6 protein-coding genes are annotated in these 11,331 nt (G+C 67.6%); 4 read left to right on the top strand and 2 right to left on the bottom strand.

The annotated features are described in order from the left end of the window. Together RTO53_RS09205 and RTO53_RS09200 are read right to left on the bottom strand one after the other, a co-directional pair. Positions 1–2,643 (bottom strand): TonB-dependent receptor (locus RTO53_RS09205; RefSeq protein ID WP_312237504.1); only part of this gene is annotated, 2,643 nt, incomplete at its 3' end. 334 nt (positions 2,644–2,977) lie between these two features. Then, positions 2,978–5,164, bottom strand: a complete 2,187-nt coding sequence (locus RTO53_RS09200; RefSeq protein ID WP_312237503.1) for a glycoside hydrolase family 97 protein — start codon at positions 5,162–5,164, stop codon at positions 2,978–2,980. 125 nt (positions 5,165–5,289) lie between these two features. Here RTO53_RS09200 and RTO53_RS09195 point away from each other — a divergent pair, with 125 nt between their 5' ends. The 4 genes from RTO53_RS09195 (at position 5,290) to RTO53_RS09180 (ending at position 11,328) form a co-directional block, all read left to right on the top strand. Continuing rightward, a complete protein-coding gene (locus RTO53_RS09195; protein ID WP_312237502.1) occupies positions 5,290–7,536 on the top strand; it encodes a Six-hairpin glycosidase-like protein in 2,247 nt (748 codons plus the stop codon). Next, on the top strand, positions 7,533–9,020 hold the full coding sequence (locus RTO53_RS09190) for an MFS transporter (RefSeq protein WP_312237501.1): 1,488 nt from the start codon (positions 7,533–7,535) through the stop codon (positions 9,018–9,020). Before RTO53_RS09195 ends, RTO53_RS09190 begins: the two co-directional genes overlap by 4 nt. Next, positions 9,020–10,741 (top strand): alpha-amylase family glycosyl hydrolase, encoded by a 1,722-nt coding sequence (locus RTO53_RS09185; protein ID WP_312237500.1) that lies wholly within the window; start codon positions 9,020–9,022, stop codon positions 10,739–10,741. The genes RTO53_RS09190 and RTO53_RS09185 overlap by 1 nt, the downstream gene beginning before the upstream one ends. A 95-nt stretch (positions 10,742–10,836) precedes the next feature. Beyond that, positions 10,837–11,328: a GNAT family N-acetyltransferase gene (locus RTO53_RS09180; RefSeq protein ID WP_312237499.1), complete on the top strand. Its 492-nt coding sequence runs from the start codon at positions 10,837–10,839 to the stop codon at positions 11,326–11,328. Positions 11,329–11,331: the final 3 nt, after the last annotated feature.

Genomic DNA, 11,331 nt, shown 5'->3' with positions numbered 1-11,331 from the left:
GCTTCCCTGCAGCAGCAGCGTCAGTCCGTGCAGGCTGCTGCTGTCGGCGAAGGTGTAGCTGACCTGCGCATCGGTCACGTTCTCGCCGACCACGTAACGCAGCGTGCGGTTGCCGTTGAAGTTGCCGATCTCACCGATGAAGTCCGAGCGCCGACGCTGGCTGATGCGCGCTTCGAAACCACTGCGCTCGTAGTAGGCGGTGAAGTTGTACACGCGCTTGGACAGACCCGGCAGGCTGATCGGATCGCTGCCGACGCTGGATGCGCTTTCCGGATCCAGGATCTTGATGTCGCTGTCGTTGAACGTTGCACTGGCCTGTACACCGAAACCACGCAGGCTGTCGGTCAGCATCTCCAGCGGGAACGAGGCGGTCAGCTCCAGGCCCTTCAGCTTGCCACCCTGGCCATTTTCCGGCGCGGAGAACGTGCCGGTCTGCTGCACCGGCACGATCATGCCCGGCGGTGGCACATAGCTGGCCAGCAGGTCGCTGAAGTCGTAGTCGTCGCGCGACTGCGTGTAGACGTACGACTTGAGGTCCTTGTAGAAGATCGCCGCGGCCACGTAGGCCTTCTCGCCGAAGTACTTTTCGTACGACAGATCGATGGCATTGGCACGCCACGGGTCCAGCAGCGGGTTGCCGCCGCTGCCGCCCGGCTTGCCGGTGGACGTATCCACGCCGAACTCCAGGCCCGCGCGCATCTGGTCCACCCGCGGCCGCGCCACCTGCTTGGCCGCGGCGAAGCGCAGCGTCTGCTGGTGCGGGAACATGAAGACGAGGTTCAAGCTGGGCAGCCAGTCGGTGTAGGTCTTGCCGCTGTCGATCGGCAGGATGTTCTGGCCGTCCGGCCGCGAGCGGTCGAAGTAGTTGGACTGCGAACTCTGGTCGGTGCGCACCATCTGCACGCCGATGTTGCCGCGCAGGCCCACCTCGCCGAGGTCGGTGTTGATGTTGGCGCGTACCCAGGCGGTGCTGGTCTTCTCCTGCACCGTCCACGCCTTGGGAATCAGATAGTCGAGGTTGGTGACCGGATTGAACACCATGTAGCGGTCCACCGCCGCCGGCACGTTCCACGACGGAATGTAGCCCATGCCGGCAAAGCCGAGGTTGACCGGGGCGTACTGCAGGTCGCCGGCGATGTTGGCATCGCCCTGGTCGCCGAGCAGGATGTTGCCCTCGGCCTGGGTCTTGTCCTTGCGGCGGTCGGCGTAGTTCACGCCCACGTCCACATCGGCGAACCACTTCATCGCCTCGGGCAGCGCGAAGGTGGCCTGCAGGCGGGCGCCCTTCAGCCGATCTTCCACCATCGGCACCTTGCCGTAGCCGGAGCCGTAGATGGTGTTGGTCAGGAACAGCGCGTCGGGATTGGAATAGTCCAGGCCCGGGCTGATCTGCGAGAAACCGTCCGGCTTGACCGCCACGCCGACAGAATCCAGCTGCGGCATCGGGGTGAGCTGCAGGTTGTTTTCCAGGTTCAGCTCATCGCGCGTGGCCTTGGAGTAGTTCACGTCGGCAACGACCTTGACCCGCTCGAAGTTGAATTCGTTGTTCCAGCCGAACGCGTCGATCTTGTCCTTGCGCTTGTTGTACATGCCGCGCACCAGCGGGTACACGCCGGTGGCCACGCCGCCGGCGAAGGTGCCATCGGCGTTGACCTGCGGGTTTGTGATCAGCAGGCCCGGGCTGTAGCCGCCGTTGTAGTTGCTGAGGTTGACCTCGAACTGGTTGGCGGTGTCGATCTGCTCGGCTTCGGTGTGGAAGGCATCCAGGGTGCTGGTCCACACGTTGGACGGGCGGAACTGCACCGTCGCCATCAGCCCGTCGCGCTTGTTGTTGCCGGTGCGGCGCAATGCCTTGATGCCGTCGGAGAACACCGTGCCCGGGGCCAGGCCGGGACGGTTGCCCTGGTCGGTCTGCTCGGTGGTCCACGGCTCGTACAGGCCCACCTGGTTTTCCTGGATGGGCATGTCGCTGTGTGCGTAGCCGATCGACACGCCCCAGGTGTTGTCCAGGAACTGGTCGATGTAGCTGGCGCTGAAACGGTTGCCGTACGGATCGACGTTGGCGGCCTTGCCCAGCGAGCTCTTCTGGTAGCGGCCGCTGATGGCGATCACACGCTCGGCGAAGCTGAGCGGGCGCACGGTCTGCATGTCGATGGTGCCCGACAGGCCCTGGCCGACCAGCGCCGCATCGGGAGTCTTGTACACGGTTACACCATTGACCAGTTCCGAGGGGTACTGGTCGAATTCGACGCTGCGGTTGTCGCCGGTGCTGACCACTTCACGCCCGTTGAGCAGGGTGGTGGCGAAGTCCGGCGACAGGCCGCGCACGCTGATCACCTGGGCACGGCCGGCGACGCGCTGGGCGGCCAGGCCGGGCAGGCGTCCCAGCGATTCGGCGATGCTCACATCGGGCAGTTTGCCGATGTCCTCGGCCGAGATCGCCTCGACCACCGAGGTGGCGTCCTGCTTGATCGCGATCGCGTTCTCGATGCCACGGCGGATGCCGGTGACCTGCACGGTGTCCAGGTTGGTGGCCGCCGTCCCTGTCGGCGTCGTCGGTTCGGCGGTCTGCGCCGACGCCATCAACGGCGTCAGGGCGACGGCCAGCGCGATACTCAGCGCGCTGCGCTTGCAGTTCAACATTTTCCCCTCCCAGGCAATGTTGCCAATCGATTTTGTGGTTGCCCGGAAGACCCGGGAGCGTCATGGCGCGGTGGCCGTTGACTGCGTGGCTATGGTAGGCAGCGCGCCATCGGCGTGAATCACCCTGCATACGTATTCAATGGCGTTTACAGCGTTGGAATCGGTTACAGATGCGTTATCGCATTCGCGCTACCGCTCCACGGTTTGCTGCGCGAACCGTAGCGCCCTGTCTCACAAGCACCCATGCCCCCGTGCCTTCGGCACCGCCCCCTGACCCAGGGGGGCTCTCCTACAGACGCGCCGACGGTGGATGTTCCGCAGTGCGCCGGGCCCATTACAGCGGGGTAAATCGGATCGCCTGGCCGCCGCCGGGCGCCAGCACCAGGGTCAGCGCGTCGGCACTGGTTACCTCGCGGGTGTCGCGCACGAAGGCGAACGGGTTGCTGCGGAAATCCGCACCGTCGCCATCGCGGTAGATCTCGGCGCGATAGCGCACGCCCGGTTCCAGGAAGCCCAGTGAAACCGGCAGCACGCGGCCGTTCTCGTCGGTGATGCTGCCCAGGAACCAGTCCCGGCTGTGGCGGTCCTTGCGCACAATGGTCACGTAGTCGCCCACCTCTCCGTTGAGCACGCGCGAGTCGTCCCAGTCCACCGCCACGTCCTCGATGAAACGGAATGCCTGGGGGTGCTGCGCATAGTGTTCAGGCAGGTCGGCGGCCATCTGGATCGGGCTGTAGATGGCCACGTACAACGCCAGCTGGCGCGCCAGCGTGCTCGGGATCGGCTGGCCGCCGCGGCCCTTCAGGCTGACGATGCCGGGGGTATAGTCCATCGGCCCGGACAGCAGCCGGGTGAACACCAGGTTGACCTCGTGCTCCGGCGGATTCGGCGGCTGCCCCCAGGCGTTGTACTCCATGCCACGCGCGCCTTCGCGCGATATCCAGTTGGGGTAGGTGCGGCGCAAGCCGGTGTCCTTGATCGGCTCGTGCGGGTTCACTGCGATGTGGCGCTTGGCCGCTTCCTGCACGACCTTGAGGTGGTGGCGGGCCATGAACTGGCCGTCGTGCCACTCGCGCCACAGCGGCCCACCGGCCGGGTTGCGACGGTCCACCTGGCCGTCATCGCACACATAGCCGCTCTTGAAGGAATCCACGCCCAGCCGCGCATACAGATCCAGCGCGGCATCGAGCTGGTCTTCGTAGTGTTCGACCGCGCAGCCGGTCTCGTGGTGGCCGATCAGGTGCACGCCCTTCTTCGCGCCGTAGGCCGACAGCGCTGCAATGTCGAAGTCGGCGGTGGCGCGGGTGAAATCGAAGTCGTTGCCGTTGCCCACCCAGTTGCCGTCCCAGCCGGGATTCCAGCCTTCCACCAGCACGCCGCGGAAGCCATGGGCGGCGGCGAAGTCGATCACCTTCCTGGTTTTTTCCGTGGTGGCCGCATGCTTCGGGCCGGTCGCCCAGCTTTCCTTGTCCAGGTGCATCGACCACCACACGCCCAGATATTTGGACGGCTTCACCCAGCTCACATCGCCGAGCGCGTTGGGCTCGTTGAGGTTGAGGATCAGGTCCGACTCGACCAGGCCGCCGGCGCGGTCGCTGATCTGCAGCGTGCGCCACGGCGTGGCGAAGGGCAGGCTGCGGCGTACCTTCCAGCCTTCGGCCGAGGGCGACAGCTGCGCACGCAGGCGCTGTCCGTCCACGCGGCGCAGCCACATGCCGGCGTAGTCGACCAGCGCCGCCTCGTGGATGGCCACGTGCAGGCCATCGCGGCTGCGCAGGGTGATGGGGGTGTGGACCAGCGGCACCTGGTCCAACGGCGTGCGCTGGTACAGGTATTCATAGTGGATGGGCTCGCCGGCCGGGATCCACCATGCGGTGGATTCCGCCGCGATCGCGAATTCGGTCAACTCGTCGTCGATGATCGCCTCGCGCATGCCGGCCTGCTCGGGAAAGCGGTAGCGGAAGCCCAGGCCGTCATCGAAGACCCGGAACACCACCTCGAAGCGTCGTTGGGCGCCGCTGCGTTCACCGAGCTGCACGACCACTTCGTTGTAGTGGTTGCGCACGTAGCGGCGTTCGCCCCACGGCTGTTCCCAGGTCTCATCGACGCTGCGCGCGGTCTGGCCGAGCACGGCCAGGTCGCGGTCCAGGCGGCCGTCGCGCAGCTGGAAACCGAGTCTGGAGTCGGCCACCACGGCCTGGCCGAAACGCTCGACCCGGTAGCTGGGCGTGCCGCCATCCAGCTGCAGCGATACCCGCAGCACCTTGCCCGGCGAGTCGACGCTGGCCACGGTGACCGGCTCGGCGCGGGCGATGAAGGCCAGCAGAGACAACCCAAGGGCCAGCCAGGGCCGGCGGCCACGCGTGTGCGATCCACGCGAACAATGCGGTGTTGTCGGCATTTCCCCTCCCAAGGCGGCCGGAACATGGCTTGGACTATAGCCACGCAGATCCTGCCGTCCCGCCGCATCGCCATGAATACGTATGCAAAGGGGCGCGTATCCGGGCGCGCCGTCTACCATGGGGCCAGGCACCCTGGGAGGGGGCCGCGAGCGCAACCGTCGGTCATGGCCATGGCGGTCTGCGTAACCACAACGCGTGCAAAGAGGGAGGGAGGCCGACGGGCGCAAGCCGGTCCGCCGCTTCGATGCTGAAGATGATCTGCCTGACCGCTGCCCTTGGGCTGGCGCTGGGTTCGACCGCAACCGCGGCGGACCTCACTTTCGATGGCCGCACCGCGCGTGCCAGCTCCACTGCCGCCGGTGGCTTCCAGCTGCATGCGCCGCAGGGCGATGTCGCCGTCGCCGCACAGCCGATGCGCAGCCGCACCGACAGCGTGCTGTTCGACGCGCTGTTCGCGCTGGCCCAGCAGGAGATGGACGCCGATCGCGTCGTTGCGATCCGCGACCCGGCCTTCAACCAGGGCAATCCGGTGCCGTGCGACTGCTTCCAGACCGGCGAGCGCTGGCCGTATGTCTGGACCCGCGATGTGAGCTTTGCCGCCGATCTGGCGCTGGCGCGACTGGACCCGGTGCGTACCCGGCAGTCGCTGCAGTTCAAGCTTTCGACCGCGCGCGACGGACATACGTCGGGGCTGTTCGTGGCCCAGGACACCGGCTCGGGGGGCAGCTGGCCGATCAGCAGCGACCGCGTGGTGTGGTTCCTGGCCGCACGCGGACTGCTCGCTGACCGGGCCTTCGCCGATCAGGTCTGGCAGGCGCTGCAGGGCACCCTGGCGCAGGATCGCGCGGCCGTGTTCGACCCGCAGATCGGGCTGTATCGCGGCGAGACCTCGTTCCTGGACTGGCGCGAGCAGACCTACCCGGACTGGACCCGCCAGGACGTGCGCTTCATCGGTGAGTCGTTCGCGTTGTCCACCAACGTGCTGCATTACCAGGCGCTGCGGCTGGCCGAGCGGCTGGCGCGCGAGCGCGGCGATGGCCGTGCCAGCGACTACGCCGGTTGGGCCGATGCATTGGCCACGCAGATCAACGCGCGCTTCTGGCGCGAGGATGCCGGCCAGTACATGAGCTACATCGGCGAAGCCGCGCACCCGGTGCCCTACGCCAAGTACGACCTGCTGGCGATCTCGCTGGGCGTGCTGGCCGATGTGTTCCCGGCCGAGCGCGCGCGCCGCGCGCTGGCCAGTTACCCGGCGGTGGAGGGCGGCAGCCCGGTGGTGTGGCCGCAGGAAGCGCAGCAGCCGATCTACCACAACCGCGCGGTGTGGCCGTTCGTGAGTGCGTACTCGCTGCGCGCCGCACGCCATCTGGATGACCCCGCCCGCATCCAGCGGGAGATCGAATCGCTGATGCGCGGCACCGCATTGGCCGGCTCCAACATGGAAAACTACGAGATGCGGCGCCTGGCGGTGCATGTCGACGAAGGCGCGCTGAGCGGTCCGGTGGTCAACTCGCCGCGCCAGCTGTGGTCGGTGGCCGGCTACCTGTCGATGGTGCTGGAAGGCGTGTTCGGCGTGGAAGCCGACGGCAGCGTCGCCCCGAAACTGCCGACCGCGCTGGTGCCGCAGCTGTTCGGCAAACGCAGCAGCATCGAGCTGGACGACGGCACGACCCGCTACGTGCTCAAGCGCCCGCGCAAGCTGGAGGGCGCGTTGCTGGTGGCAAAGAACATCGTGCGCAAGAACAACACCGTCACCGTGCAACTGATGGCGCAGCCGCAACCCGCAGCACCCGCACCCGCACCCGCACCCGGTAGAGCCGAGCCACGCTCGGCTGCTCCTGCTCCTGCTCCTGCTCCTGCTTCCGCAGCCGCCTACGCCCCCACCACCCCCACCGCACCCAAACCGGTCAAACGCGGCAACACCTGGTCGATCCCAGTTCCCGCCACCCACGTGCTGTGGCTGGACGGCCGCGAGGTCACCACCGCTGCGCCGCTCACCCTGCGCGATGACGGCCACCAGCACTGTCTCAGCCTCACCCGGCGCGACGGTGCGCTGGAGTCCCTGCACAGCCCGATGACCTGCGTCGGCCCGCAGCAGCGTCTCACCGGTGCGGCCACGTGGCGCTGGACCGCCCCCCAGCCCACCCGCGTGCGCGTGCGCCTGCGCTATGACAATCCCAACGGCCCGATCAACACCGGCGTCACCGCTGCGGTGAAGCCGCTGGTCGTGCAGTGCCCGGGCCAGCCGGCGCAGCGTGCCACCGTGGTGATGCCGCACAGCGTGGGGCCGCAGGATTCCACCGCAGCCGAATTCGACCTGCCCAAGGGCAACTGCCGCTTCACGCTGGAGGAGGGCTTCAACATGAGCGCGCTGACGCACTTTGCCACCTACAACGGCGGCAAGGGCGGGCGCGACGGCGTGCTCAACCAGGCCAAGGTCAGCGCGCTGCTGATCGCCCCCATCGCCACTGCTGCCGAGCCTGCCCGATGAGCCGCCCCGCCAAGCCCACGCTGTCGTTCTGGCAGATCTGGAACATGTGCTTCGGCTTCCTCGGCATCCAGTTCGGGTTCGCCCTGCAGAACGCCAACGCCAGCCGCATCTTCGAGACGCTCGGCGCACCGATGGATGCGGTGCCCGGGCTGTGGATCGCCGCGCCGCTGACCGGGCTGCTGGTGCAGCCGGTGATCGGCTACTGGTCCGACCGTACCTGGACGCGCTGGGGCCGGCGTCGTCCTTATTTCATGGTCGGCGCGTTGCTCACCACGCTGGCGCTGCTGGTGATGCCCAACTCGCCCACGCTGTGGATCGCCGCCGGCACGTTGTGGGTGTTGGATGCGTCGATCAACGTGTCGATGGAGCCGTTCCGCGCGTTCGTCGGCGACCAGCTCGCCCCGCGCCAGCGGCCCACCGGGTATGCGATGCAGAGCTTCTTCATCGGCATCGGTGCGATCGTGGCCAGCTTCCTGCCCTTCCTGCTGGCCCACTTCGGCGTGGCCAATACCGCCGGGGCGGGGCAGGTGCCGGACACGGTGCGCTATGCGTTCTACGTCGGTGCGGTGGTGCTGCTGGGCGCGATCTGCTGGACGGTGTTCCGCACCCGCGAGTACACGCCGGCCGAGCTGGCCGGCTTTGCCGATGCCGAGCCGCCGGCCGCGCAGCAGTCGTCGCGCAGGGCCGGCCCGCCGCCGTGGGCGCAGAGTGCGCTGTGGCTGCTGATCGGCGCGGGATTGGCCGTGGCCATCGCCTCGCAGCGCGGCGACAAGATGCTGTACGTGCTGGCCGGGCTATGCGCGGCGTATGGCCTGTTGCTCGGTGCCTCGCGGCTGCTGCCCGGCACGCACATGCTGGCGCAGATCGTCGATGACCTGCGCGCGATGCCGCCGACCATGCGGCGGCTGGCGTGGGTGCAGTTCTTCTCGTGGTTCGCGTTGTTCGCGATGTGGATCTACACCACCGCTGCCGTGGCGGGTACCCACTTCGGTTCCACCGATCCGGCGTCGGCGGCGTACAACGAGGGTGCCAACTGGGTGGGCGTGCTGTTCGGTGCCTACAACGGCTTCGCCGCGCTGGCCGCGCTGCTGATCCCGCCGATGGTGCGCCTGCTCGGGCTGCGCTGGAGCCACCTGGTCAACCTGTGGCTGGGCGGGCTGGGGTTGATCTCGCTGGCGGTGATCGACGATCCCACCTGGCTGCTGCTGTCGATGGTCGGCGTCGGCTTCGCCTGGGCCTCGATCCTGTCGCTGCCGTATGCGTTGCTGTCCGACAGCGTGCCGGCGGCCAAGATGGGCATCTACATGGGCCTGTTCAATTTCTTCATCGTCATCCCGCAGTTGATCGCCGCCAGCGCGCTGGGCTTCATGCTGCGCACCTGGCTGGGCGGCGATCCGATGCACGTGCTCGCCCTGGGCGGCGTCAGCCTGCTGGTGGCCGGCGTGTGCGTGCTGCGCGTGCCTTCCACACAGGAGCTTGCCTGATGCATGGTTTTTCCCGGTTGTCGCTGGGCCTGTCCGTCGCGCTGTTGTCGGCCCAGGCCATCGCCGCGCCGCGCCCCGAGTACGTGGGCACCACCGAGCCGTTCGCCAGTGATGCGGTGTACTTCGTGGTGACCGACCGTTTCGTCAACGGCGATCCGTCCAACGACCACCGCGACCAGGGCGGCACGCACCGCACCTTCGACATTCCGGTGCCGTGCCCGGACAAGGTCGATGGCAACATCGGCTACCTTGGCGGCGACTTCAAGGGCCTGCTCGACAACGCCGACTACATCCGCAACCTGGGCTTCGGCGCGGTCTGGATCACCCCGATCGTGGACAACCCCGATGAGGCCTTCACCGGCAGCAAGCCGATCAGCTGCAGCAGCACCCTGACCGATCGCGGCAAGACCGGCTACCACGGCTACTGGGGCATCAATTTCTACAAACTTGACGAGCACCTGCCCAGCGCCGACCTCGATTTTGCCGGGCTTACCCGTGGCCTGCACGCGGCCAACCTGAAAGTGGTGCTGGACATCGTCGGCAACCATGGCTCGCCGGCCTGGACCATGCCCACGCGCCAGCCGCAGTTCGGGCAGATCTTCGACAAGGACGGCACGCTCATCGCCGACCACCAGAACCTGCCGCCACAGCAGCTGGACCCCGCCCACAACCCGCTGCACGCGTTCTACAACACCATCGGCCCGGTAGATAGCAGGAACGGCTCGATCTTCAGCGGCAACCTGGCCGAACTGTCGGATTTCAACGAGCACAATCCGGCGGTGATGGACTACCTGGTCGGGGCCTACCTGCAGTGGACCGGGCAGGGCGTGGACGCGCTGCGCATCGATACCATCGGCTGGCTGCCGCACCCGTGGTGGCACGCGTTCGTCAACCGCATCCGCGCCGCGCATCCGGGCATGTTCATGTTCGGCGAGGCCTTCGACTACGACGCCAACACCATCGCCGAACACACCTGGCCGGCCAACGCCAACGTCAGCGTGCTGGATTTCCCGCTGCGCGGCGCGTTGTCGTCGGTGTTCGGCAAGGAACAGAAGGGCTTTGAAACCCTGGCCGCGCCGCTGCACCTGGTCGGTGGGCCGTATGCCAACCCCTACGAGCTGATGAGCTTCTACGACAACCACGACATGGCCCGCCTGGATGCCACCGACAACGGCTTCATCGACGCGCACAACTGGCTGTTCACCGCACGCGGCATCCCGGTGATCTACTACGGGTCGGAAACCGGGTTCATGCGCAGCCGCGCCGAACACGCCGGCAATCGCGCCTACTTCGGCCAGCAGCGTATCGCGGCCGCCCCGCAGAGCCCGATCTTCGGCCCGTTGCAGCGCATCGCGCAGCTGCGTGAAGCCACCCCGGCACTGCAGCGCGGCCTGCAGGTCAACGAGCGCCTGCAGGGCGATGAAGCGGTGTTCTTCCGCGTGCTGCAGCAGGGCGACATCCACCAGACCGCGCTGGTGCTGCTCAACAAGGGCGACACCGCGCGCCGCATGGCGGTGAGCCGCTACCTGCAGGCTGGCCAGTGGCGCGATGCCCTGGGCGGAGAGCGGCAGACGATCACGCGGACGCTGACGGCCGAGGTGCCTGCGCACGGGGTACGCGTATTCGTGCTGGATGCGCCGGTGCAGCAGCCTTCGCTGCAGGCCCGCTTGAAGGCGGCGGTGGACGACCAGCAGGCGCGGACCCGACGCCTGGCGAAATAGCCTGTCGCACGTCCGGTCCGCCGCGTTGCGGTGGGCCGGGCACTACACTCGGCACCGCGACCGCATGCTGCGGTCCCCCGCCGAGCGCTGTCCCCATGTCCCGATTTTCCCTCCGCCCCGCAACGCCGGACGATGCCGGGCGTCTGTTCCACCTGCTGCAGTTCTACTACTTCGAAGCGTCCGCCTGGAGTGGCGAGGAGGTACGCGCAGACGGCCTGTTCGACTGCGACCTCAGCGACGTCCAGGCCTCGCTCCGCGCTGATCCGGCCTGGGCCCGGCTGTTGTTCGTCGATGACGCGCTTGCCGGTTTCGTGCTGGTGGACCAGGTGGAGCAGGACGGACGCCGGTGCCCGGAGCTGGCCGACCTGTTCGTGCTGCCCAGGCACCGTGGCCAAGGACTGGCCGCGCATGTGGTCACCGCCCTGGTGCGCCCCGGTGAGGGGCAATGGCTGCTCGCGGTGTTCCGTGGCGACACCGCCGCGTACGCCTACTGGACGCGCGCACTGCCTCGGATGGGCCTGCGTGCCGTCGAACTGGCCAGCGATGACTCCACCTTCCATCGGTTCCTGATCGGCGACCCGGGCTGAGGG

This window comes from Stenotrophomonas sp. (assembly GCF_031995405.1).
Lineage (GTDB): Bacteria > Pseudomonadota > Gammaproteobacteria > Xanthomonadales > Xanthomonadaceae > Stenotrophomonas.
The sequence above is the reverse complement of the archived record's forward strand: the minus strand, read 5'-3'. Positions and strand labels throughout refer to the sequence as shown.

Coding starts and splice junctions, on each gene's coding strand:
- RTO53_RS09180 (WP_312237499.1), top strand. CDS start 10,837: ATGTCCCGATTTTCCCTCCGCCCCGCAACGCCGGACGATGCCGGGCGT.
- RTO53_RS09200 (WP_312237503.1), bottom strand. CDS start 5,164: ATGGTAGACGGCGCGCCCGGATACGCGCCCCTTTGCATACGTATTCAT.
- RTO53_RS09190 (WP_312237501.1), top strand. CDS start 7,533: ATGAGCCGCCCCGCCAAGCCCACGCTGTCGTTCTGGCAGATCTGGAAC.
- RTO53_RS09185 (WP_312237500.1), top strand. CDS start 9,020: ATGCATGGTTTTTCCCGGTTGTCGCTGGGCCTGTCCGTCGCGCTGTTG.
- RTO53_RS09195 (WP_312237502.1), top strand. CDS start 5,290: ATGCTGAAGATGATCTGCCTGACCGCTGCCCTTGGGCTGGCGCTGGGT.